Raw genomic sequence first — 21313 nt, 5'->3', positions numbered from 1 at the left:
GCCGGGCGCCTCGCCGCGGTGCTGGAGTGGCCCGATGGACACCGAGCCCCTGAACAGCGGCACCGACGACGAACTCCTCGCCTTCTTCGACCGGCAGTTGCGCGAGCGCGCCCTGCCCGACGGGCCGGGTGCCAGGATCGAGCGCAGCGGCGACGTTGTGCGCCAGGTCGGCCCCGCACCCGTGTGGAACGGCGTCCTCTGGTCGGACCTGACCGCGGCCACCGCGGAGGTCCAGATCGCCGAGCAGGTACGCCACTTCGCGTCCCTGGGTGTCGAGTGCGAGTGGAAGCTGTACGCCCACGACTGCCCCGCCGACCTCGGGCAGCGCCTGGTGGCCGCCGGGTTCGAGGCCGAGCCCGACGAGACCGTCATGGTCGCCCGGGTCGCGGACCTCGCCCGCGACCCCGACCCGGCCCCGGGCATCTCCCTGCACCCCGTGACCGACGCGGCCGGGGTGGACCTGCTGGCCGAGGTCCACGAGGGCGCCTTCGGCGGCGACGCCTCCCGCCTGCGGGAGCGGCTGCTGGCCCAGCTCGCCGCGGCTCCCGACACCCTCGTCGCGGTGGTGGCCATGGCGGGTGACGTGCCGGTGAGCGCGGCCCGCATGGAGTTCTACCCGGGTACCGACTTCGCCGGCCTGTGGGGCGGCGGCACCCTGCCCGGGTGGCGCGGCAAGGGCATCTACCGCGCCCTGATCGCCCACCGCGCCCGCATCGCCGCGGAGCGGGGCTGCCGCTACCTCCAGGTCGACGCCTCCGACCAGAGCCGCCCCATCCTGCAGCGCCTCGGCTTCGTACCGCTGACCGTGACGACGCCGTACATCCGCCGCCCGTAACGAGACCGCCCGTCCGCCTCTCGCCCCGTCAGGCCGGGTCGGCGAACGTCCCGTGCCGGCCCGCTCCCGCGGCGAACCGTGCAGCTCCCTCCGCCGCCTCGGCGGAGAGGGCGTGGACGCCGTGCCGTACCTCGTTCAGGAGGGCGGCCTCCTCGCCCAGTCCCTCCTGTTCGCGGAGCGACATGCGGTCGTGGCGCAGACACGTCTGCGGGAACGCGGCGATCTCCGCGGCGAGCCGCTCCGCCGCCGCGCGGGCGGTGCCCGTGGGCACGACGCGGTCGGCGAGCCCGATGGCGTGGGCCTCCGCCGCGTCGACCGGCCGGCCGGTGAGGACGAGGTCCATGGCGCGTCCCGCCCCGATGAGCCGCGGGAGGCGCACCGTGCCGCCGTCGATCAGCGGCACGCCCCAGCGGCGGCAGAAGACGCCGAACACGGCGTCCTGCTCCACCACCCGCAGGTCGCACCAGAGGGCGAGTTCGAGTCCGCCCGCCACGGCGTGCCCGGCGACGGCCGCGATGACCGGTTTGGTCAGCCGAAGCCGCGTCGGACCCATGGGGCCGTCGCCGTCCTCGGTCACCGTGTTGCCGCGCGCGGTGCCCAGCGCCTTGAGGTCGGCGCCCGCGCAGAACGTGCCGCCCTCGCCCCACAGGACCGCGACGGCGGCCCCTTCGTCGGCCTCGAAGGCGCGGAAGGCGTCGGCGAGGGCCCGCGCGGTGGGGCCGTCCACCGCGTTGCGCACGCCGGGGCGCGCGAGCACCACCGTCGTCACCGGGCCGTGCCGTTCGCTGCGTACTGCCGGGGCGGTCTCATCAGTCATGGCGCCAGCGGTAACACGGGGGGCCAACCACCCACAAGTGCAGCGCTCTTGGCGTGACGGGCCCGGGGGCGGAGACTGACCCGATGACGCAGCGTGTGGATCTCGGGACCCTCTTGGACCGGCTGGCCATCGACGAACTCATCACCGGATATGCCGCGGCCGTCGACGACGGGGACTGGACCGCCTACCGCGCCCTGTTCGCCGACGAGGGCCGCGCGGACTACCGGGCCGCGGGCGGCATCGAGGGCGGAGCCGGGGAGGTGGCGCGGTGGCTGGAGGAGACCCTGGGGTTCTTCCCGGTGCGCCAGCACCTGATCACCAACCGGATGCTGACCCTCCAGGATCTCGGCGGCTACCCGGGCGACCGGGCCGAGCTGCGTGCCGACTACCTCAATCCGATGTGCTGCGGAACGGCGGGCGACGCGTCGGCACCGGCGCCCGACTTCGAGGCCGGCGGGCGGTACGCCTTCTCGCTGGTCCGCACCGCGGACGGGTGGCGGCTGACGTCGGTGACCGTGTTCGAGAAGTGGCGGCGGTTGTCAGGGGCACTCGCCGGGCACTCGCAGGGCTGAGGGGCGGGTGTAACGCGCCGGGGCCGCCGGGCCGTCGGCGCGCGGCCGCCGCTCTCCCGCACACTGGCGGGAGGACACAACGGATCACGGGGGTGGGCGAGGAGGCGCGGTATGCGGAGTCCGGTCGGCCGGCGCGGTCCACGGCTGGATTCGGCCTGGTGGCGCGGCGCTGCCGCGCTGCTCGCCGGGGCGCTGCCGGCGCTCGCGTTCCCGGCGCCCTCCCTGTGGTGGCTGGCCTATGTGGCCCTCGTCCCCCTGCTGCTGCTCGTCCGGTCCGCGGGCAGTGTGCGGCGGGCCGCGCTCGACGGGTGGCTCGGCGGCACCGGGTTCATGCTCGCCGTGCACCACTGGCTGCTGCCGAGCCTCAATGTCTTCATCGTGGTGCTCGCCGGGCTGCTCGGGCTGCTGTGGGCGCCGTGGGGCGTCCTGGTGCGCTCGGTCCTCGGCGGCCGGCCTTCGGTGGCGCGCGCCCTGACCGCGGTGGCGGTGGTGCCGTCGGGCTGGCTGATGGTGGAGCTGGTCCGGTCGTGGCAGGGGCTCGGCGGTCCGTGGGGCCTGCTCGGCGCGAGCCAGTGGGAGGTGGCGCCCGCGCTGCGCCTGATGTCGGTGGGCGGCGTATGGCTGGTGAGCCTGCTCGTGGTGGCGGTGAACACCGCCGTCGCCCTGTGCGTGGTCCATCCACCCGCGCGGATCGCCATGGTGTCGGCCCTCGTTGTGTGCGCGCTCACTACGAGCGCGGTCTGGGTGTGGGCTCCGCACATGAAGCAGGACGGCCGGCTGAGGGTCGCCGTGGTGCAGCCCGGAGTGGTCGAGGACGGCGATGCCCGCTTCGCCCGCAGTGAGGCGCTGACCCGCGATCTGGCGGGGCAGCGGGTGGATCTCGTCGTGTGGGGCGAGAGCAGCGTGGGCCAGGACCTGGCGGCCCGCCCCGACCTGGCCGCACGCATCGCGAAGCTCTCCCAGGACGTCGGCGCGGACATCCTGGTGAACGTGGACGCGCGCAGGTCCGACAAGCCGGGGATCTTCAAGAGTTCGGTGCTGGTCGGGCCGGGCGGGCCGACCGGTCAGCGGTACGACAAGATGCGGCTCGTGCCGTTCGGCGAGTACGTTCCGGCGCGTTCGCTGCTGGGCTGGGCCACCTCGGTCGGCAAGGCGGCCGGCGAGGACCGGCGACGCGGCACGACACCCGTGGTGATGACACTGCCCTCGGCGGTGCGGGTGGGGCCGCTGGTGTGCTTCGAGTCGGCGTTCCCCGACATGAGCCGCCATCTGGTGCGCGAGGGCGCCCAGTTGATCGTCGCGCAGTCCTCGACCTCGTCGTTCCAGGACACGTGGGCGCCGGCCCAACACGCCTCGCTGGGCGCGCTGCGCGCCGCCGAGACGGGCCGCCCGATGGTCCACGCGACACTGACCGGCATCAGCGCGGTCTACGGCGCGGACGGCGACCGGATCGGCCACTGGATCGGCACCTCCGCCAGCACCTCCGCCGTGTACGGCATCCCGCTCACCACCGGCACCACGCCCTATGTGCGCTTCGGGGACTGGGCGGTGTACTCGGCGCTGGTGGTCCTCGTCGTGTTCTGCGGGGCCGAGGGGGTGCGGGCGTTCAGGAGGCCTGCCGCAGGGACTCCCGCACGACCCGCTCGCACAGCTCATGAGTGGCCAGCGCGTCCCGGGCGCTGAGCGTCTTTCCGGCCCGTACGGCGTCGAGGAAGGAGAGCACCGCCTGCTCGATGCCGCGCTGGCGGGCGACCGGTACCCAGTCGCCGCGGCGGCGCAGCGTCGGCTGGCCCTTGTGGTCCACCACGTCGGAGAGGTTGAGCACCTGGCGCTTGGTGTCCTGCCCGGAGACCTCCAGGATCTCCTCGGTGGATCCGTTCATCCGGTTCATGGTGCCGATCGCGGTGAAGCCGTCGCCGGAGAGCTGAAGGACCACGTGTTCCATCAGGCCTTCGCGGATCCTGGCCCGCACGACGGTGTGCTCGACCGGGCCCGGCGCGAGGAAGCGCAGGGTGTCCACGACGTGGATGAAGTCGTCGAGCACCAGGGTGCGCGGGTCTTCGGGCAGCCCCACCCGGTTCTTCTGCATGAGGATCAACTCGCGCGGGTGGTCCGCGCATTGGGCGTAGCTGGGGGCGAGCCGGCGGTTGAAGCCGACGGCGAGGCTCACGCCGCGCTCCTCGGCGAGGGCCACCAGACGCTCGGACTCCGCGAGTTCGTACGCCAGCGGCTTGTCCACATAGGTCGCCACGCCCGCTTCGAGGAGCCGCGTCACGATCTCCGGATGTACGGCGGTCGGCGCGTGCACGAAAGCCGCGTCCAGGCCCTGCGCGAGCAACGAGTCGAGATCGGTGTGGAGTTGGGCGGCCGGGATCCGGTGCGTGTCGGCCACCGCGGTCAGGGTGGCCGGGGTCCGGGTCTGCAGATGCAGCTCCGTGTCGGTCAGCGCGGTCAGCACCGGCAGATAGGCCTTCTGCGCGATGTCCCCGAGTCCGATGCATCCGACCTTCACGGGGTCTCCCTGTCGCCGAGTGGTGTGCTGCTTCCTTGCCTGGTCAGCATACGTGTGGCGGGTGGCTGCCAGTCCACGGTGTCCGCGAGGGAGCGGAGCATCGGGCCGGGCCCGAACGCGCCGAGTGCCCGGATCAGCGCGTTGCGGGCCGCGATGCCGGCGGGGTTGCGCAGCATCGCGAGCTTCGCGGCGCGCTCCGCCCGAGCGACGACGGCCAGTGTACGGGGCATCCGCTCGGCGCTGTAGTGGGCGAGGCCCACGGTGAGGTCGCCGTGGGGGTCCACGTGGTGGGCGAGGACGACGGCGTCCTCGATGGCCTGGTTGCCGCCCTGGCCGAGGGTCGGTGCCATGGCGTGGGCCGCGTCGCCGATGAGGGCGACCCGGCCGCGGTGGTGGGCGGGCAGGCTCCGCGCCATCCAGTGGACGTCGTTGCGCAGCACCGCGCCGTCGTCCGCGGCGGCGAGCACGGCCGGGACCGGGTCGTGCCAGGAGCCGAACAGCCTGCGCAGTTCGGCGAGTTCGCCGTCGGGGGCGTGCCCGTCCCGCGGGGTCCATGCGGCGGCGTACGCGTAGAGGCGGCCGTCCTTGAGGGGCTGGGTGCCCCAGAGACGGCCGGGCCCCCAGGTCTCGTGCGGCGGGAAGGTCCTGCCGGGGGCCGGCACGACGAGGCGCCAGGTGGTGAATCCGGCGTACGCGGGCCCCGGGTAGGCCGGGAAGAGACCCGCGCGCAGCGCGGAGTGGATGCCGTCGGCGCCGACGACGAGGTCGGCCTCGATCTCGCCGTCTGCGGTGCGGACCACGGCAGGGCGGCCTGCGTCACCGCGGTCGGCCAGCTCCGCCGCCGCCCCGGTGCGTACGGTCCCCGCGGGGAGCGCGGCGGCGAGGGTGCCGATCAGGGTGGCCCGGTGCAGCAGCACGACCGGCCCGCCGAACGCCTCGGCCGCGGCCCGCGCGTCGGTGCGGGCGAGCCATCGGCCGCCCGGGGTGCGCAGGCCCCCGTCGCCCTGCCAGGCGGCGAGCTTCCTTACGGTGTCGCCGAGGCCGATGACGTCGAGGGCGCGCTGGCCGTTGGGGGCGAGGGCGATGCCCGCACCGACCGGTCGTGGTTCGGCGGCCCGCTCCAGGACGGTGACGCGCCAGCCGCGCCCGAGCAGGGCCAGGGCGGCGGTCAGCCCGCCGATCCCGCCGCCGACGACCACCGCTCGGGGCCGTCCGCTCCCCCGGTCCGCCTTCGTGTCCATGACGCCCCCTGTCGCATGGGTGACCGCACCCGGCCACTACAGCTGTAGTGTCCAACACGCTACTACAGCCGTAGTGCCCGGGATAGATTGACCCCATGGCCGCACGCACCCCGGGCACCTCGCGTGCCGTACGCGCTCCGGGCACCTCGCGTGCCGTACTCGTCGCCGACACCGCGCTCGCCCTCCTGACCGAGCGGGGCATGCGCGGTCTGACCCACCGCGCGGTCGACGAGCTGGCCGGGCTGCCGCAGGGGTCCACCTCCAACCAGGCCCGGACCCGGCTCGCGCTGCTCGAAGCGGCCGTCGCCCGGCATGCCGAGCGGGAGGCCGCGGTGCTCACCCCGGCCGAGATGCCGGTGCCGGGCGCGGGCCTCGACGACCTGGCCGCGGCGCTCGCCCGCGCCCTGCACCGCTACCTCACCCGCCATCGTGAACTGCTGGTGTCCCGCTACGAGTTGGCCCTTGAGGCGACCCGTCGACCGGAACTGCGCGCCTTCTACGACGCGGCCGGGCGGCAGTTCAGGGAGCCGCTCGTGGCGCTGATGACGGCGGCGGGGTCCCGTACGCCGGAGCGCCACGCGCTCAGTCTCGTCTCGTTCAGCGAGGGCCTGATGTTCTCGTGCGCGGCCGGTTCCTACCACGCCGAGGTGCCGTCCGAACCCGAGTTGCGCCGCGCCTTCTCCGAGCTGCTGCACGGCATGCTGGCCGGTCCTGAGCCGCGATGACGGACGGCCGCGGCCGCGACGGCCGGCGGGCCGTGCCGAGCCCGCCCGGCCTCGCGATAACCGGTGGCCACGGCTGGGGCCGTCGGCCAGGATGGCGCCATGACGACCTCCGAAGTACCGTCGGCCGCGACCGCACGACGCGATGAGCCCGCACTCGACGCCGCCGAGCGCGACATGCTCGAAGGCTGGCTCGACTATCACCGCGAGACCCTGCTCCAGAAGTGTTCCGGGCTCACCGACGAGCAGGTGAAGCGGACCGCGGTGCCGAGCTCCGCGCTCACCCTGCTCGGGCTCCTGCGCCACCTGGCCGAGGTCGAACGCTGGTGGTTCGTCTCGGTGTTCGCGGGCGGCACCCAGGAGGGCGTGTACGGGACCGACGAGGACCCGGACGGCGACTTCCACTTCGGCCCGGACGACACCCATGCCGAGGCGCTCGTCACGTGGCGGCGCGAGGTAGCCGCAGCTCGGGAGCAGGCGGCCGGCCACGGGCTCGACGAGCTCAGCGTCGGCACCGCGCGCAACGGCCGGCACTTCAGTCTGCGGTGGATCTACACCCACATGATCGAGGAGTACGCCCGCCACAACGGCCATGCCGATCTGCTGCGCGAGGCCATCGACGGCACCACCGGAAGCTGACGGCCCCCGGGGGCCGGTCAGGCCCCCCCCCGGGGCGGACGGCCCACCCCGGTGAAGGCCCGGCGCACCCCACTCCGGGCAGGGCCCGGCGCCGCGGGTCACCGCGGACGGGCGCATCACTCGTGCGGGCCATGGTGACCCCGCGAGCGCGCCCAACACCCGCCGCAGACGGCAGAGTTGTCGGGTGCACCGAACCAGGAACACGCTGAGGCTCGTGACGACCGTGGCCGCCCTGGCCGTCTGCGGATGCGCCTCGGGGTGCGTCTCCGTCGAGGCCGGACCCGCGCCCTCCGCGCCACTCGCTCCGTCGTCGGGCGCGCGGAGCCGGGTCTTCCCCGAGTTCGCTCAGCCACCGGCCCGCGAGGCCCTGGACACGATGGAGCCGACGGCCTCCCCCGCCACGCAGCGCCCGGAGCCGCCGGAGTCAACCGCCCCGACCGGGCGGCCGGAAGCGGTCCACCACGGCCGTCACCACGGCGGCGACGTACCGCGCCACCGGCCGGCCGCTCCCGCGGAACGGCATCCCCGTCCCGCGCCCGCGCCGCCCGTCTCCGGTGATGTCTGCGCGCTCGGCCAAGGGTACGGAGGCTGGCGCGACGACAGCCCCGAGGCACGCATCTGCCATCAGGTCTACGGTCATTGACGGGCCCCGGCCGTCACCGGCCCGGCGTCACACGGCGTCCAGCTGCCGCTCCAGGCGGCGCACCGCCTCACGGATGTCGTTCCCGTACGCATCGTCGTTCAGCACGTCGAGGGCGGCGTGGGCCCGGTCGAGATGGAGTCGGGCCTCCGCCGGGCGGTGCAGCTTCGCGTAGTCGGCGGCGAGGTTGAGGTGGAGGGAGGGGTAGAAGGCCCGCACGGCGAGCGAGGCGTGGTGGGCCGTGAGGCGGTCCTGGCTCAGACCGTCGGCAGCCGCCAACGCCCGCAGGTCCCACGCCAGTTCGTCCCCCGCGTCGTCCTGAGCGTCGGCCATGTAGTGGGCGAGGGTGCAGCGGTGGAGCGCGTCACCTCGTTCGCCGATCTCCGACCACAGGGCGGCGAACCGGTTGCGGGCCTCTTCGCGGTCCCCTCCGTGCAGCAGCATCATCGCCTGCCCGATACGGGTCATCACGATGTCCCCCGGGGCTTCCTGCATGTCCGTCACACTGTCTCCACCAGTCGTCACGAAAGCCGAACGGTTGCGACGCTAGCGGCAGCCACTGACAATCGCCCTCAGGCTCGGGCGGGGGCGCCGGCCTGTCAGCCGGACGCCGTCACACGCCACGGCCGACCGGCGCCCCCCTCACCTCGCCCGGGGCCCCTCAGCCCAGGTTCGGAATCCGCCAGTCGACGGGGGTGTGGCCCTGCGCCGCGATCGCCTCGTTGATCTGCGTGAACGGGTGCGAGCCGAAGAACTTCTTGGCCGAGAGCGGCGAGGGGTGGGCGCCCTTGACCACCACGTGCCGCTCCTCGTCGATCAGCGGGAGCTTCTTCTGCGCGTAGTTGCCCCACAGCACGAAGACCGCCGGGTCGGGCCGGGACGCGACGGCGCGGATCACCGCGTCGGTGAACTTCTCCCAGCCCTTGCCCTTGTGCGAGTTGGCCTCGCCCGAGCGCACGGTGAGGACCGCGTTGAGCAGCAGCACACCCTGCTCGGCCCACGGCATGAGGTAGCCGTTGTCCGGGACGTCGAGGCCCAGCTCGTCGCGCATCTCCTTGTAGATGTTGCGCAGGGACGGCGGTGTCCTGACGCCCGGCCGCACCGAGAAGCACAGCCCGTGGCCCTGGCCCTCGCCGTGGTAGGGGTCCTGACCGAGGACCAGGACCTTGACCTTGTCGTACGGCGTCGCGTCCAGGGCGGCGAAGACCTCGTCGCGGGGCGGGAAGACGGGGCCCTTCGCCCGCTCCTCCTCGACGAAAGCGGTCAGCTCCTCGAAGTACGGCTTCTGGAGCTCCTCGCCGAGGACATCCTGCCAGGACGCGGGCAGCATGGCGGTATCGGTCACGTCAACAACCTCCGTGGGACATTCGGTTCCACACCCTCGGTGCGGAGTTCCGAACCTACCGGCCGCCACTGACAACGCCGCCCGCGCCCGCCGCGGGCTGCCCGGCCCGCGGGCCCGCCGCCCGGACCGCAGCACAGTGCCCTGCCGCGTCGACCGACGCACACGGCAGGGCACTTGACGCCACGGAGCTCCTGGCTCGGGGCGGGGTGTGAGCGCTCCGGTCAGTGCACTCCCGCGTTGAGGAAGAGCCCGCCGTCGACGACCAGGGTCTGTCCGGTGACCCACGCCGACTGGTCGGAGGTGAGGAACGCGGCGGCGCCGCCGATGTCGGACGGTACGCCGAGCCGGCCCATCGGGTAGACCGAGGCGGCCTCCGCCTCGCGGCCCTCGTAGAGCGCCTGGGCGAACTTGGTCTTGACGACGGCCGGGGCGATGGTGTTGACCCGTACCATCGGCGCGAACTCGTGCGCCAGCTGGACGCTCAGGTTGATCATGGCCGCCTTGCTCATGCCGTACGCGCCGATGAAGGGCGAGGCGGAGACGCCGGCGATGGAGGCGATGTTCACGATCGCGCCGCCGTTCTCCTTCTGCCAGGCCTTCCAGGTCTGCTGGGCGAAGCCGAGCGCCGAGATCACGTTGGTCTCGTACACCTTGCGGGCCACGTTCAGGTCGAGCTCGGCCATCGGGCCGAACACCGGGTTGGTGCCCGCGTTGTTGATCAGGAAGTCGACGCGGCCGAAGGCCTCCATGGTGCGCTCGACGGCGGCGGCCTGGTGGGCCTCGTCGGCGGCCTTGCCGGCCACCGCGACGACCCGGTCGGCGCCGAGCCTGTCGACGGCCTCCTTGAGGGCGTCCTCGCCGCGTCCGGTGATGCACACCCGGTCGCCGCGTGCGACGAGCGCCTCGGCGATGCCGTAGCCGATGCCGCGGCTGGCCCCGGTGATCAGGGCCACCTTGCCCGAGAGTTCGGGAAGTTCAGTCATGTTCCGTACCCTCGCGCTTAGTTGAGCGGTCCGCCGGCCACGTACATGACCTGGCCGGAGACGAAGCCCGCGGCGTCGCCCGTGAAGAAGGCGATCGCGTTGGCGATGTCCTCGGGGTGGCCGACGCGCTGGACGGGGATCTGCGTGGCGGCCGCGGCCTGGAAGTCCTCGAAGCCCATGCCGACGCGGGCGGCGGTCTGCGCGGTCATCTCCGTGACGATGAAGCCGGGGGCGACGGCGTTGGCGGTGATGCCGAACTTGCCGAGCTCCTTGGCGAGGGTCTTGGTGAAGCCCTGGAGGCCGGCCTTGACGGCGGAGTAGTTGGCCTGGCCGCGGTTGCCGAGCGCGGACGACGAGGAGAGCGAGACGATGCGGCCCCACTTGGCGTCCACCATGTGCTTCTGACAGGCCTTGGCCATCAGGAACGCGCCCTTGAGGTGCACGTTCATGACCAGGTCCCAGTCCGACTCGCTCATCTTGAAGAGGAGGTTGTCGCGGAGCACGCCGGCGTTGTTGACGAGGATGGTCGGCGCGCCGAGCTCGGCGGCGACGCGCTCGACGGCGGCCTCCACCTGGGCGCTGTCGGAGACGTCGCAGCCGACGGCGAGGGCACGGCCGCCCGCCGCGGTGATCGTGTCGACGGTGTCCTTGCACGCCGCCTCGTCGAGGTCGAGTACGGCGACGGCCCGGCCCTCGGCCGCAAGCCGGACGGCGGTCGCGGCGCCAATGCCCCGCGCCGCCCCGGTCACGATGGCGACACGCTGCTCGGTGGTGGACATGCTGTTCTCCTCGCCCTGGGATCCGCGGCCCTCACTCACTGAGCAACCGCTTAGTAGCTTCAGCAGACGAGACGCTAGAAGCCCTGGCACGCGGTGTCAACGGCCCACGGATCCCGCGGCGCATGTCACACCCGCGCCGCACCCCTCACGGGCGGGTGATCAGCGCACGAGGAGGTCGAGCAGCCGCTCCGTCTCGGCGGCCGGATCAGCGGTCAGACCGGTGTGCACCGGACCCGGCTGCACCACGGTGGAGCGGGGCGCGATGAGCCAGCGGAACCGGCGCCCGGGGTCGTCGCCCGCCGCCTGTCCGGCCCCCTCGCCGCCGCCGCACACGCCCTCGACGGCCCGCAGCGCCGCCCGTACGCCCACCACGTCCGCGGCCGGGTCGAGCGCCCTCAGCTTCGCCTCGTCCAGGTGGGTGCGGGCCGCGACGAAGGAGTGGGCGCGGCAGTAGACCAGCACGCCCGCGTTGAAGCACTCACCGCGCTCGACGCGCGGCACCACGCGCAGCAGCGCGTACTCGAAGACATCGCGCTTGCTCAACGGTCGGCGTCCTTCTGGCTGTTCTCGGCGTCCTGACGGTTCTTGGTGGGGTGCGGCCAGGGCTTGACGTGGTCGGTCAGCCACCCGGGGGCCCGCGAGGGCGGGGTGGCGGTGGGGGCGTCCAGTGTGATCCGCTCGTGGATCGTCGCGGCGCGGGCGAGCAGCGGCTCGACGTAGGCGCGGCGCAGCGCGTCGGTGGAGTCGAAGCCGGGCTCGTCGACCAGCCACTCGTCGGGGACGAGGGCCGTGACCTCGGTGAGGAGCTCCTCGGTCACCAGGGGCGCGAGGTCGGCCGCGGCGGTGGCGATATCGGGCCCGAACGGCGCGAGCGCGTGGTCGGAGGCGTTGTAGGGCTTGGCCGCGGAGGCTGCGGCGCCCGGCCAGTTGTGGTGCCAGATCATGGTGGCGCCGTGGTCGATCAGCCACAGGTCGCCGTGCCAGATCAGCATGTTGGGGTTGCGCCACGACCGGTCGACGTTGTTGATCAGCGCGTCGAACCAGACGACCCGGCCCGCTTCGGCCGCGTCCACCTGGTAGGCGAGCGGGTCGAACCCGAGCGAGCCCGGCAGGTAGTCCATGCCGAGGTTGAGGCCGCCGCTCGCCTTCAGGAGCTCCTGTACCTCCTGGTCGGGCTCGGACAGGCCGATGACGGGGTCGAGCTGGATGGTGACGAGCTCCGGCATGCGCAGCCCGAGCCGGCGCGCGAGCTCTCCGCAGACGACCTCCGCGACCAGCGTCTTGCGGCCCTGGCCGGCCCCGGTGAACTTGATGACATACGTTCCGAGATCGTCGGCCTCGACGATGCCCGGAAGCGACCCGCCCTCACGCAACGGCGTGACGTACCGGGTCGCGGTGACTTCAGTGAGCATAGGCCCAGGCTACGTCCCGTCCCCGCCCGCCCCGGTCAAGAAGTCACCCCCGCGCTGAACGCCCCACCCCTCCCTCCCGTACTCCCCCACGCAGTCACGCGTCGTACGTCGAGAGGACAGTCAGCATGAGCACCGAAGCGCACTCCGTACCCGTGCGGGTACCGGCACCCGCGCCCGCACAGGTACCGGCGCGCCGTACCGTCATCGCGTGTGTCGGGGCGGCCGGGCTCGCCGCCGCGCTCACGGCGTGCGGGGGCGGCTCGGACAGCGCGGCCGGCGCCGGCGCGGCCACCCCCGCCGGGGACGGCGGCGCCAAGGGCGGCGGAAGCGTCCTCGGCAGGACCGCCGACATCCCGCAGGGCGGCGGGAAGATCTTCGCCAAGGAGGGCGTCGTGGTGACCCAGCCCGCCGCCGGCCAGTTCAAGGCGTTCTCGGCGAAGTGCACCCATCAGGGCTGCGCCGTGTCGTCCGTCTCGGACGGCACCATCAACTGCCCCTGCCACGGGAGCAAGTTCGACGTGACGGACGGCAGCGTGAAGGCCGGTCCCGCGCCGTCCCCGCTGCCCGCCGCCGCGATCTCCGTCGAGGGGGACTCCATCAAGCTGGCGTAGTGCGGCCCGCTTCCTTGAAGCAGCCCAGGATGTCGTCGGTGGTGGCCACGGTGGCGACGAGGGCGAGGGTGTTGCGGACCATCGCGGGGGTGTAGTCGGCCGGCACCCCCGCGATCGCGTCCGAGGCCACCACCGCCGTGTAGCCGAGGTTGACCGCGTCGAAGACGGCGTTGGGGATCGCGACGTTGGCCGAGACCCCGGTGACGATCAGGGTGCGGCAGCCGAGGTTGCGCAGGATCGGGTCGACGTCCGTGCCGGACACGGGCGAGAGCCCGTGCAGACGGCGTACGACGAAGTCCTCGTCGGCCACCTCGATCGGCTCGGCGATGCGCACCGCGTGCGAGCCCGAGTGCTGCTGCACCGGGAGCCGTTCGGCGGCCCGGAAGAGCCGTGCGTTGCGATTGGCCCCGCGGCCGTCGGGGCGGCGCTCCGCGACCGCGTGCAATACCTGGACGCCCGCCTCGTGCGCGCCCGCCACGAGCCGCGCCACATTGTTCAGGACCCCCGACTCCCGTGCCTGCGCGGCGAGTTCGGGCAGTGCGCTGTCCTGGCCGACCACGCCCTGCTGGCACTCGACGGTCATCAGTACCGTCGAGGCGGGGACGAGCTGCTGTGCGAGGAGTTCCTTCGTCGCCATGGCGCCGGAGGCTAACGGCCATTGCGCGACGAGGGAAGAGCGCGCCATGCTTTCTGACGTATCGTCAGATGGCTTGCCCGGTACCGGACTTCGGACGCGTACCGGACTCTCGAAGGGATGTCGCGGATGACCGCCACACAGCGCCGGGGCCGCCGGATCATGATGACCGACGCGGAGCGCGACGCCTTCCTCGGCGACCGGCGCACCTGCCGGGTCGCCACCGTCTCGGCGGACGGCAGCCCGCACGTCGCGCCGCTCTGGTACGTCTGGCACGGCGGCTCGCTCTGGCTGTACTCGATCACCCGCAGCCGGCGCTGGACCCAGCTCGGCAAGGATCCTCGCGTCGCGGTGGTCGTGGACGACGGCACGGAGTACGGGGAGCTGCGCGGGGTGGAGCTGAGCGGCAGCGTGGTGCCGGTCGGCGAGGCGCCGCGCACCGGGCAGCCGTGTCCCGAACTCGCCGAGGTGGAGCGGCTGTTCGCCGCGAAGAACTTCGGCATCGACGCCATGGTGCACGACGGCCGGCACGCGTGGCTGCGGCTGACCCCGTCCGCCGTCGTGTCGTGGGACTTCCGCAAGCTGGGGGGCGCGTTCGGACGCTGAGCGCGTCGGGTCAGCCCGCCCGGACGAGCCCCTCCCCCGCCGCGGTCAGCGCGTCGACGGCGGCCCGGATCGAGGGCCTGCGGTCGGCGTCCGCGCGCCACACCGCGTAGACATGGCGGTTCATCGCGTCGCGCACCGGGATCACCCGCACCCCGTCGGGGACCGGACCCCGGCCCAGGCGCGGCGCGACGCTCACGCCCAACCCGGCTTCCACCAGAGCGAGTTGGGTGGCGTGTTCGCGGGCGACATGGGCGATCCTCGGCTCGACGCCCTTGCCGCGCAGGGTGAACATCAGCCACTCGCTGCAGAACTCGCCCTCGGGCCAGGTGATCCACTCGTCGTCGGCGAACTCCTCCAGGTCCACCGCGTCGCGGCCGGCGAGCGGGTGGCCCGCGTAGACGGCGACGTCCGCGAGGTCGTCGAGGACGGCCCGCTTGGCGAGCCCGTCGGGCAGCGGGAGCGGCTTGTTGTACCAGTCGAGGACGAGTGCGAGGTCGAGGTCGCCCAGGAGCACGCCCTGCACCGACTCGTCGGCCTCCAGCTCGTCGGAGCGTACGGCCAGTTGCGGGTGGTCGGCGCGCAGTGCGGCGAGGGCGGCGGGGAAGAGCCCGCGGGCGGCGGTGGCGAACCCGGCGATCCTCAGCTCGCCGACGACCCTGCCCCGCTGCTCCTCCAACTCGGCCTGGGCCACCTGGACCTGGGAGAGGATGCGGGCCGCGTGGTCGGCGAGCAGCCGGCCGGCGTCGGTGAGCCGCACCCCCCGCCCGTTCTTGGCGAGCAGGGGCTGGCCGGCCTCGCGCTCCAACTTGGCGAGCTGCTGGGACACGGCGGAGGTCGTCACGTGCAGGGTGTCCGCGGCGCCGCCCACCGAGCCGTGCCGGGCCACCGCGTCGAGGGTGCGCAGGCGCTCCAGATTCAACATGTAAGCGATGCTAATCCATCTGCCTACCGAAGTCTCGCTTGTGCTACGCGGTACTGAGCCTCATCGTGGTCGTCATGAGCACCGCCACCCCGTCCCGGCCTTCTCCCTCCGCCGCCTCCTCCACCTCGCTCCCCTCGGCCACCCGGCCCGCCCCCGGCGCGGCCGGGGCGCCGGCCGCTCGGCGCCGACCGGCCCTCGACTGGCGGGTCCGGTTCGCCGGGCTCTCGCTGATCTGGGGCTTCAGCTTTCTGCTAATCAAGGTCGGCACGGACGGCTTCGCCCCCTTCCAGGTCACGTTCGGACGGCTGCTCTTCGGCACCCTGGTGCTGGCCGTCGCGATGGCGGTCAAGCGCGAGCGGCTGCCGCGCGAGCGCCGCACCTGGCTGCACCTCACGGTGGCGGCCTTCCTCCTGAACGCCGCGCCGTTCTCGCTGTTCGCCTACGCGGAACTGACGATCCCCTCGACGCTGGCCGGCATCTGCAACGCGACGTCGCCGCTGTGGGGCATGGCCCTGTCGATGGTGGCGCTCTCCGAGGACCGGCCGACGCGGCGCCGGGTGGCGGGGCTCGGCCTCGGCTTCCTCGGGGTGCTCACGGTGCTCGGCGCCTGGCAGGGCTTCCACGGCCTGGACGCCAAGGGCACCGCGATGGCCCTGCTCGCCTCGCTCTGCTATCCGATCGGCTGGATCTACGTGCGGCGCACCCTCGCGGGCAGCGGGCACTCCAGCCTCTCTCTGATCGGCCCCCAGCTCGGCATCGCCACCCTGCAACTCGCCCTGGTCACACCGCTGTTCGCCGGATTCCCGCACTCGTTCCCGGTGGTCCCGCTGCTGGCGGTCGCGGCGCTCGGCGCGCTCGGCACGGGGCTCGCCGTGCTCGTCCAGTACGGGCTCGTCACCGAGGTGGGGCCGACGACGGCACAGATGGTCACCTACTTCATCCCGGTGATCGCCACCGCCGCCGGGGTCGCGGTCCTCGGCGAGAGCCTCAGCTGGAACACCCCGGTCGGGGCGGCCGTCGTCCTGGCGGGCGCCGCCCTCACCCAGAGCCGGCCGCGCGCGCGAACGAAGGCTCAGGCGACGTAACGGCTGCCGGGCCCCGGGCCGACCGCGGAGGCGACGGCGTCCGCGAGCGGCCCGAGTTCGTCCGCGGCCAGGCTCGACACGGTGATCCGCACGCCGGGCGCCGACGCCAGGCGGAAGCGGGCGCCGGGCGCCACCGCCCAGCCCGCGTGCAGCAGCCGGGACACCGCCCCCGTCTCGTCGGGCACCGGCACCCACACCACGAACCCGCTCCGCCCGTGGGCCTCGACGCCCCGTTCGCGCAGCGCCCGCAGCAGGCCCTCGCGCCGCTCGCGGTACGAACGCGCCACCTTCGCCGGGTCGACGGCGCCCGAGGTCCACAGCTCGACGACGGCCCGCTGGAGCAGCCGGCTCACCCAGCCGGGCCCGAGCCGCTGGCGCCCGCGCACCCGGTCGAGCGTGACGGCGTCCCCGGTCAGCACGGCGAGCCGCAGGTCGGGCCCGTACGCCTTGGCCACCGACCGTACGAACGCCCAGTGTTCGGTCGGGGGCGCGATGGGGTGCAGGGGCAGGTCGACCATGCCGTGGCCGTGGTCGTCCTGGATCAGCAGCACGCCCGGGTACGCGGCGAGCACGTCGCTCAGCGCGCGGGCGCGGGCCGCGCCGATGGCGGCGCCGGTCGGGTTCTGCGCACGGCAGGTGATCACGACGGCGCGGGCGCCCGCGGCGAGGGCACGGTCCAGCCCGTCCGGCAGCGGGCCCTCGTCGTCGAGCGGCACGGGTTCCGGCCGCAGGCCGAGCGCCGGTACGAGGTCGAGCAGCGCGCCCCAGCCCGGGTCCTCGATCGCCACGGCGTCGCCGGGGCGCAGATGCGCGGTGAGCACCCGCTCGATGGCGTCGAGCGACCCCGACAGCACCCCGACCGGCCCGTCCGGCACGCCCTGTTCGTCGAAGGCGGCGCGGGCGAGGCGGGCGAGGTCCTCGTCGACGGGGTCCTGCCCGTACAGGTACCGGCCGGGCCGTTCGGCGTTGGCTCGGGCGGCGGCGGCCAGGGCGTCGCCGAGCGGGGGGAGCAGCCGCGCGTCCGGGTTGCCGTCCGCGATGTTGCGCACCCCCTCGGGCACGTCGACGCGGATGAGGTCCCGGGCGGTGCTCGCGGGCCTGGGGCGGACCCGGCTGCCGCGCCGGCCGGCCGTCTCGATCACGCCCCGGTCGCGCAACAGCCGGTAGGCGGCGGCCACGGTATTGGCATTGACGCCGAGCTCGGTCGCCAACTCCCTGAGCGGAGGCAGCAGTTGACCCGGTTCGAGCCCGCCGGCACCCACCGCGCGCTCCACGCTCTCGGCAATCTCCGATGCGCGACGCCCTACGATCCGATATTCTCCTAGCACAAACAAGATTATGCACTAGTGCAATGGAGATGGCAATGTCGGACACCGCGACCGCACCCCCCTACCAGGCCACCGACCGCACCGTGCCGACGCGGTCGCGCGAGCGGGCCTCCTACGACCGCGAGCTGGTGCACGGCATCCTCGACACGGCGTACGTCTGCCACCTGGGGTTCGTCCGGGACGGATCACCCGTCGTGCTGCCGACGCTGTTCGCCCGGGTCGGCGAGCGGCTGTACATACACGGCTCGACCGGGTCGCGCCCGTTGCGCGCGGCGGGCCAGGCCGACCCGGGGCTCCCGGTCTGTCTGACGGTCACCCACGTCGACGGCCTGGTGCTCGCCCGGTCCGCCTTCCACCACTCGATCAACTACCGCTCGGTCGTGGTGCACGGCGTGGCCCAGGAGGTGACCGACCCCGAGGAGCGGCGCGCCGCGCTGGACGCGCTGGTGGACCATGTGGTCCCGGGCCGCGCCCTCGACTCGCGCCCGGCCAACGCGAAGGAGCTGGCCGCGACCGCGGTGATCAGCCTCGACCTGAACGAGGTCTCGGCCAAGCTCCGCACCGGCGGCCCGAACGACGACGCCGAGGACCTGGCGCTGCCCCACTGGGCCGGCGTCCTGCCGCTCACCCCGTCGTACGGCGCGCCCGTCCCGGCGGCCGACCTCGACGCGTCGGTGACGGTACCCGGTTACATCACGGCGCTCTGAGGCCCGCCGCGGGCGGAGCGGGTCCGGGGGCGCCGTCGCTCCCCCGGCGCCCGCGCCCCGCACGGGAGTTCGCGGGCTACCGGCCGCCCGCCGCGCGGCGGGCGCCGGACGCCTGCCTCGTTTCGGACGCCGCGAGGCCGATCACCGCGAGGAGGAGCAGCGCGGTGCCCGCAGCCGTGGCCACGGTGATCCGTTCGCCCAGCACCGACACGGCGATCACCGCCGCGCTCACCGGTTCGAGCAGCATGATCACGGAGACCGTCGCGGAGCGGACGACCGCCGCCCCGGCGAAGTAGAGGGCGTACGCGAGCGCCGTCGGCACGGCCGCCACGTACAGCAGCAGGACGATCACCCGCACCGGCGCGGCCGTGTGCGGCAGCAGCCCCTCCGTGCTCGCGAACGGCAGCAGACAGAGCGCGGCAACGCCGAACGCCCAGGCGGTGGTCGCCGAGGGGTCGGCGGCGCCCCCGTCGCGCCCGAGCCACCTGGTCAGCAGGGTGATGGCCGCGTATCCGGCGGCCGACACCAGGGCGAGGACCACCCCGGCGGGCCGTACGGTGCCGCCGCCGTTGCCGATCCACAGCACGGCGAGCCCGGCGAGCGCCCCGGCGACGGCGGCCGAGCCCGCCCGGCCGATCCGTTCGCCGAGGGCGAGCCGGGCTCCGAGGGCGATGAGGACGGGGCCCGCGCCCAGGGTCACCACGGTCGCGACGGCGAGCCCGGTGGCCTCGACGGCCGCGAAGTAGGCGCTCTGGAAGACCATCAGGCCGATGCCGTTGCCGAGGACGCGCAGCGCCCGCCGGCCGCGCGGCTCGGGTGCCGCGGGCGCCGCGGGTGTGCGGTGGCGGCGCAGCGCCATCGCGCCGAGCAGCAGGACGAGTCCGCCCGCGCACCGCCAGAAGGAGAGGGCGAGGGGGCCGAGGTCGCTGGCCCCGAAGACCAGGGCCGCGGCGCCGCCCGCGGTGCCCCAGGCCAGTCCCGCGAAGGCGAGGTAGAGCAGACCGCGCCCGACGGGCAGCGCGGTGGTGGGCAGGGGTGCGGTGGGGCCGATGGCAAGGCCCGTGGACGAGTTCGACACGTACGTACTCCGATGGGGAAGACAGCTCGCTGATCGCCGGCGTGGAGTGCGCGGGCAGCGACGAGCCGCTCGGCAACCGCCGAGCCGGGTCTTCGTCAGGGAGTGCGGCCGCCCGCGTTACGCGGCGGGAGGCGGCAGTACGGTCGCGTGCATGGCCGTCACCCTAGGCCGGGGAGCGTCCGGCCGACAACTCCCCTTCGGCGGGGGCGGGCACGCCCGGGACGACCGGCCCCGAGGCGGCTCTCGGTGTCGACGACTGCGCGATGAAGGCACCGCACAGGACCACCGCGCCGCCGACGATCTGCGGCGCGGCCAGGTGCTCGCCGAGCAGCACCCAGGCGAAGACGGTCGCGATCACCGCCTCCAGACAGGCGACGACCCCGGCGACCTGCGGGGAGAGCCTGCGCACCGAGATGACGCCGGTGACGTAGGCGAGCACGGTGGCGATCAGGACGATCCAGCACAGCAGCACGGCCGCGGGCACCGGGGTGCCGTTCATGTCGGCGCTGCCGCCGAGCACGGACCACTTCATGCCCCAGGGCCGGGCCAGAACGGTCAGCACGAGGGCGCCGACGATCAGCCCGTACGCGATGACGCCGATGGGGTCGGCGGCGTCGTCGCCCTCGCCGCCCTGGTCGGACAGGACGAAGTAGCCGACCTGGCAGCAGGCCGCGCCGAGGGCGAGGAGCAGTCCGAGGGCGTCGAAGCTCAGCCCGGACCAGATCTCCACGACACAGGCGAGCCCCCCGGCGGCGAGCACCACACCGACCGCGGCGGCCCGCGTCACGGGCCTGCGCTGGACGAAGCGGACCCAGCCGAGGACGAGCGCGGGTGCCAGGTATTCGACGAGGAGGGCCACGCCCACGGGTATGCGGGAGAGCGAGGCGAAGTAGCAGGCCTGGACTCCGGCGACGGCCAGCAGCCCGAACCCGGCGAGCAGGGCGGGCCTGCGCGCCACCAGGGCCCGGTGGCGCCAGGCCACCGGGAGCATCACGAGCGCGGCCCCGGTCACCCGCAGCCACACCACGTGCAGCGGGTCGAGCCCCGCTTCGATGAGCGGCTTGGCCGCCACACCGGATCCGCCGAATGCGAAGGCCGACACCAGGGCGAGTCCCAGGCCGGCGCTTCTTCCCTGAGACGCGTGCATCGGCACATCATGGCAGGCGCGGTCAGGACCGTCATATGTGTGACACCTGTCGAGACGGCGGCCCGGCGGGACGGGGCCGGCGGCCGCGTCACGCGTGGCGCGCGGGTTCCCGCAGGCGGTCGGCGAGCGAGGCCGCGTCCACTCCCGCGTGGGTCAGCACCTCGATGGCGCGGCACTCCGGATCGGCGGCGAGGGCCGCGAGCAGGTCCCGTCCCGCGGCGCGCTCCTCGCCCCGGGCCGCGGCGCGGCGCAGGGCGTGCTCCATCGCGGTGAGCGCGCTGGGCGACCAGCCGGGCTGGGTCATCACGGGCACCGCTCCCGAGTCCTCGACGGAGCCCTGCCAGCGCAGCCCGTATCCGATGCTGCGCTGCACCAGATAGCCGAGCACGCGCGCGACCTGCGGCCCGCTGTCGAAGGTGGCCCGCACCTCGGGGTCGCTCTCCATCAGCGAGTGCAGCAGATGGGCGGTGTCCAGCTGCCGGTCCCCGTCGCGCAGGGCGCGCCTGCGGGCGCCCGTGACCATCGAGGCGAGCTCGTCGGTGAGCCGGGCTTCGATGTGCGCGGGGTCCGGGGCGCCTGCGGGGTCTGCGGAGGGCCGGGGCCCGGCGAACTCCACGGGGGAAGAGACCTGGCGCGCCGCTCCGGGGGGAGAACTGTGCACCCCTCCACCTCACCAGCCGCCGGTCCGGGAGACATCC

General features: G+C 73.8%; 25 protein-coding genes. 10 read left to right on the top strand and 15 right to left on the bottom strand.

The genetic code is table 11. The features are described 5' to 3' along the window. The first annotated feature begins 34 nt into the window (after window positions 1-34). Entirely contained in the window at window positions 35-835 is an 801-nt protein-coding gene (locus tag OOJ98_RS10590; protein ID WP_267054367.1) for a GNAT family N-acetyltransferase, read from the top strand. A gap of 28 nt (window positions 836-863) precedes the next feature. On the opposite strand, the gene OOJ98_RS10585 is transcribed toward OOJ98_RS10590, so the two are convergent. Further along, on the bottom strand, window positions 864-1652 hold the full coding sequence (locus OOJ98_RS10585) for a crotonase/enoyl-CoA hydratase family protein (RefSeq protein WP_267054366.1): 789 nt from the start codon (window positions 1650-1652) through the stop codon (window positions 864-866). Window positions 1653-1735: 83 nt separating this feature from the next. On the opposite strand from OOJ98_RS10585, the gene OOJ98_RS10580 reads away from it, so the two are divergent. Both OOJ98_RS10580 and lnt read left to right on the top strand, forming a co-directional pair. After that, entirely contained in the window at window positions 1736-2224 is a 489-nt protein-coding gene (locus OOJ98_RS10580) for a nuclear transport factor 2 family protein (protein ID WP_267054365.1), read from the top strand. Window positions 2225-2335: 111 nt separating this feature from the next. Next, a complete protein-coding gene (lnt, locus tag OOJ98_RS10575; protein ID WP_267054364.1) occupies window positions 2336-3907 on the top strand; it encodes an apolipoprotein N-acyltransferase in 1572 nt (523 codons plus the stop codon). Here the strand turns inward: lnt and OOJ98_RS10570 are convergent. Next, window positions 3831-4736 carry a Gfo/Idh/MocA family protein gene (locus tag OOJ98_RS10570; RefSeq protein WP_267054363.1) on the bottom strand — a complete coding sequence of 302 codons (906 nt, stop codon included), beginning with the start codon at window positions 4734-4736 and terminating at the stop codon, window positions 3831-3833. The two genes, lnt and OOJ98_RS10570, sit on opposite strands and share 77 nt — an antisense overlap. Then, window positions 4733-5977 (bottom strand): FAD-dependent monooxygenase, encoded by a 1245-nt coding sequence (locus OOJ98_RS10565; RefSeq protein ID WP_267054362.1) that lies wholly within the window; start codon window positions 5975-5977, stop codon window positions 4733-4735. Before OOJ98_RS10565 ends, OOJ98_RS10570 begins: the two co-directional genes overlap by 4 nt. Before the next feature lie 95 nt (window positions 5978-6072). Here OOJ98_RS10565 and OOJ98_RS10560 point away from each other — a divergent pair, with 95 nt between their 5' ends. From OOJ98_RS10560 to OOJ98_RS10550, 3 genes are all read left to right on the top strand, one after another. Next, window positions 6073-6702, top strand: coding sequence for a TetR/AcrR family transcriptional regulator (locus tag OOJ98_RS10560; RefSeq protein ID WP_267054361.1), 630 nt, complete (start codon window positions 6073-6075; stop codon window positions 6700-6702). A gap of 99 nt (window positions 6703-6801) precedes the next feature. Further along, window positions 6802-7338 (top strand): DinB family protein, encoded by a 537-nt coding sequence (locus OOJ98_RS10555; RefSeq protein WP_267054360.1) that lies wholly within the window; start codon window positions 6802-6804, stop codon window positions 7336-7338. A 214-nt stretch (window positions 7339-7552) separates the two neighbouring features. Beyond that, window positions 7553-7981, top strand: a complete 429-nt coding sequence (locus OOJ98_RS10550) for a hypothetical protein (RefSeq protein WP_267054359.1) — start codon at window positions 7553-7555, stop codon at window positions 7979-7981. Between the two features lie 27 nt (window positions 7982-8008). Here OOJ98_RS10550 and OOJ98_RS10545 read toward each other — a convergent pair whose 3' ends face one another. The 6 genes from OOJ98_RS10545 to OOJ98_RS10520 form a co-directional block, all read right to left on the bottom strand. Then, window positions 8009-8482, bottom strand: a complete 474-nt coding sequence (locus OOJ98_RS10545; RefSeq protein WP_267054358.1) for a hypothetical protein — start codon at window positions 8480-8482, stop codon at window positions 8009-8011. Window positions 8483-8639: 157 nt separating this feature from the next. Then, window positions 8640-9323 carry a uracil-DNA glycosylase gene (ung, locus tag OOJ98_RS10540; protein ID WP_267054357.1) on the bottom strand — a complete coding sequence of 228 codons (684 nt, stop codon included), beginning with the start codon at window positions 9321-9323 and terminating at the stop codon, window positions 8640-8642. A 221-nt stretch (window positions 9324-9544) separates the two neighbouring features. Beyond that, the gene (locus tag OOJ98_RS10535; protein ID WP_267054356.1) at window positions 9545-10306 is read right to left on the bottom strand and encodes an SDR family oxidoreductase; all 762 of its coding nucleotides are present in this window, start codon (window positions 10304-10306) and stop codon (window positions 9545-9547) included. A gap of 17 nt (window positions 10307-10323) precedes the next feature. Beyond that, a complete protein-coding gene (fabG, locus tag OOJ98_RS10530) occupies window positions 10324-11085 on the bottom strand; it encodes a 3-oxoacyl-ACP reductase FabG (RefSeq protein ID WP_267054355.1) in 762 nt (253 codons plus the stop codon). Between the two features lie 159 nt (window positions 11086-11244). Next, window positions 11245-11628 (bottom strand): DUF3037 domain-containing protein, encoded by a 384-nt coding sequence (locus tag OOJ98_RS10525; RefSeq protein WP_267054354.1) that lies wholly within the window; start codon window positions 11626-11628, stop codon window positions 11245-11247. Then, entirely contained in the window at window positions 11625-12497 is an 873-nt protein-coding gene (locus OOJ98_RS10520) for a HipA family kinase (RefSeq protein WP_267054353.1), read from the bottom strand. Before OOJ98_RS10520 ends, OOJ98_RS10525 begins: the two co-directional genes overlap by 4 nt. 125 nt (window positions 12498-12622) lie before the next feature. On the opposite strand from OOJ98_RS10520, the gene OOJ98_RS10515 reads away from it, so the two are divergent. Beyond that, window positions 12623-13108 (top strand): Rieske (2Fe-2S) protein, encoded by a 486-nt coding sequence (locus OOJ98_RS10515; RefSeq protein WP_267054352.1) that lies wholly within the window; start codon window positions 12623-12625, stop codon window positions 13106-13108. Here the strand turns inward: OOJ98_RS10515 and OOJ98_RS10510 are convergent. Next, on the bottom strand, window positions 13095-13745 hold the full coding sequence (locus OOJ98_RS10510) for a cysteine hydrolase (protein ID WP_267054351.1): 651 nt from the start codon (window positions 13743-13745) through the stop codon (window positions 13095-13097). The genes OOJ98_RS10515 and OOJ98_RS10510 overlap by 14 nt on opposite strands. Before the next feature lie 126 nt (window positions 13746-13871). On the opposite strand from OOJ98_RS10510, the gene OOJ98_RS10505 reads away from it, so the two are divergent. Further along, complete coding sequence (locus tag OOJ98_RS10505; protein ID WP_267054350.1) at window positions 13872-14348, top strand: pyridoxamine 5'-phosphate oxidase family protein; 477 nt, start codon at window positions 13872-13874, stop codon at window positions 14346-14348. A gap of 10 nt (window positions 14349-14358) precedes the next feature. Here the strand turns inward: OOJ98_RS10505 and OOJ98_RS10500 are convergent, their stop codons facing one another. Continuing rightward, window positions 14359-15270: a LysR family transcriptional regulator gene (locus tag OOJ98_RS10500; RefSeq protein ID WP_267054349.1), complete on the bottom strand. Its 912-nt coding sequence runs from the start codon at window positions 15268-15270 to the stop codon at window positions 14359-14361. A gap of 38 nt (window positions 15271-15308) precedes the next feature. Here OOJ98_RS10500 and OOJ98_RS10495 point away from each other — a divergent pair, with 38 nt between their 5' ends. Further along, window positions 15309-16355, top strand: a complete 1047-nt coding sequence (locus OOJ98_RS10495; protein WP_267054348.1) for a DMT family transporter — start codon at window positions 15309-15311, stop codon at window positions 16353-16355. Here OOJ98_RS10495 and OOJ98_RS10490 read toward each other — a convergent pair. After that, window positions 16343-17683: an aminotransferase class I/II-fold pyridoxal phosphate-dependent enzyme gene (locus OOJ98_RS10490; protein WP_267054347.1), complete on the bottom strand. Its 1341-nt coding sequence runs from the start codon at window positions 17681-17683 to the stop codon at window positions 16343-16345. The genes OOJ98_RS10495 and OOJ98_RS10490 overlap by 13 nt on opposite strands. A 35-nt stretch (window positions 17684-17718) precedes the next feature. On the opposite strand from OOJ98_RS10490, the gene OOJ98_RS10485 reads away from it, so the two are divergent. Beyond that, window positions 17719-18390: a pyridoxamine 5'-phosphate oxidase family protein gene (locus OOJ98_RS10485; protein WP_267054346.1), complete on the top strand. Its 672-nt coding sequence runs from the start codon at window positions 17719-17721 to the stop codon at window positions 18388-18390. A gap of 76 nt (window positions 18391-18466) precedes the next feature. Here the strand turns inward: OOJ98_RS10485 and OOJ98_RS10480 are convergent, their stop codons facing one another. From OOJ98_RS10480 to OOJ98_RS10470, 3 genes are all read right to left on the bottom strand, one after another. Next, window positions 18467-19468, bottom strand: coding sequence for a DMT family transporter (locus tag OOJ98_RS10480; protein WP_267054345.1), 1002 nt, complete (start codon window positions 19466-19468; stop codon window positions 18467-18469). 163 nt (window positions 19469-19631) lie between these two features. Beyond that, entirely contained in the window at window positions 19632-20615 is a 984-nt protein-coding gene (locus OOJ98_RS10475) for a DMT family transporter (protein ID WP_267054344.1), read from the bottom strand. Between the two features lie 88 nt (window positions 20616-20703). Next, the gene (locus OOJ98_RS10470) at window positions 20704-21171 is read right to left on the bottom strand and encodes a Clp protease N-terminal domain-containing protein (protein WP_267055591.1); all 468 of its coding nucleotides are present in this window, start codon (window positions 21169-21171) and stop codon (window positions 20704-20706) included. Window positions 21172-21313: the final 142 nt, after the last annotated feature.

Source organism: Streptomyces sp. NBC_00083 (genome assembly GCF_026343295.1).
Taxonomy (GTDB): Bacteria; Actinomycetota; Actinomycetes; order Streptomycetales; family Streptomycetaceae; genus Streptomyces.
The sequence above is the reverse complement of the archived record's forward strand: the minus strand, read 5'-3'. Positions and strand labels throughout refer to the sequence as shown.

Excerpts from the sequence above, each read along its gene's own strand:
- OOJ98_RS10590 (WP_267054367.1), top strand. The coding sequence starts at position 35 with ATGGACACCGAGCCCCTGAACAGCGGCACCGACGACGAACTCCTCGCC.
- OOJ98_RS10505 (WP_267054350.1), top strand. The coding sequence starts at position 13,872 with ATGACCGCCACACAGCGCCGGGGCCGCCGGATCATGATGACCGACGCG.
- OOJ98_RS10565 (WP_267054362.1), bottom strand. The coding sequence starts at position 5,977 with ATGGACACGAAGGCGGACCGGGGGAGCGGACGGCCCCGAGCGGTGGTC.
- lnt (WP_267054364.1), top strand. The coding sequence starts at position 2,336 with ATGCGGAGTCCGGTCGGCCGGCGCGGTCCACGGCTGGATTCGGCCTGG.
- OOJ98_RS10555 (WP_267054360.1), top strand. The coding sequence starts at position 6,802 with ATGACGACCTCCGAAGTACCGTCGGCCGCGACCGCACGACGCGATGAG.
- OOJ98_RS10515 (WP_267054352.1), top strand. The coding sequence starts at position 12,623 with ATGAGCACCGAAGCGCACTCCGTACCCGTGCGGGTACCGGCACCCGCG.
- OOJ98_RS10560 (WP_267054361.1), top strand. The coding sequence starts at position 6,073 with ATGGCCGCACGCACCCCGGGCACCTCGCGTGCCGTACGCGCTCCGGGC.
- OOJ98_RS10485 (WP_267054346.1), top strand. The coding sequence starts at position 17,719 with ATGTCGGACACCGCGACCGCACCCCCCTACCAGGCCACCGACCGCACC.
- OOJ98_RS10585 (WP_267054366.1), bottom strand. The coding sequence starts at position 1,652 with ATGACTGATGAGACCGCCCCGGCAGTACGCAGCGAACGGCACGGCCCG.
- fabG (WP_267054355.1), bottom strand. The coding sequence starts at position 11,085 with ATGTCCACCACCGAGCAGCGTGTCGCCATCGTGACCGGGGCGGCGCGG.
- OOJ98_RS10535 (WP_267054356.1), bottom strand. The coding sequence starts at position 10,306 with ATGACTGAACTTCCCGAACTCTCGGGCAAGGTGGCCCTGATCACCGGG.
- OOJ98_RS10510 (WP_267054351.1), bottom strand. The coding sequence starts at position 13,745 with ATGGCGACGAAGGAACTCCTCGCACAGCAGCTCGTCCCCGCCTCGACG.
- OOJ98_RS10580 (WP_267054365.1), top strand. The coding sequence starts at position 1,736 with ATGACGCAGCGTGTGGATCTCGGGACCCTCTTGGACCGGCTGGCCATC.
- OOJ98_RS10500 (WP_267054349.1), bottom strand. The coding sequence starts at position 15,270 with ATGTTGAATCTGGAGCGCCTGCGCACCCTCGACGCGGTGGCCCGGCAC.
- OOJ98_RS10520 (WP_267054353.1), bottom strand. The coding sequence starts at position 12,497 with ATGCTCACTGAAGTCACCGCGACCCGGTACGTCACGCCGTTGCGTGAG.
- OOJ98_RS10475 (WP_267054344.1), bottom strand. The coding sequence starts at position 20,615 with ATGCACGCGTCTCAGGGAAGAAGCGCCGGCCTGGGACTCGCCCTGGTG.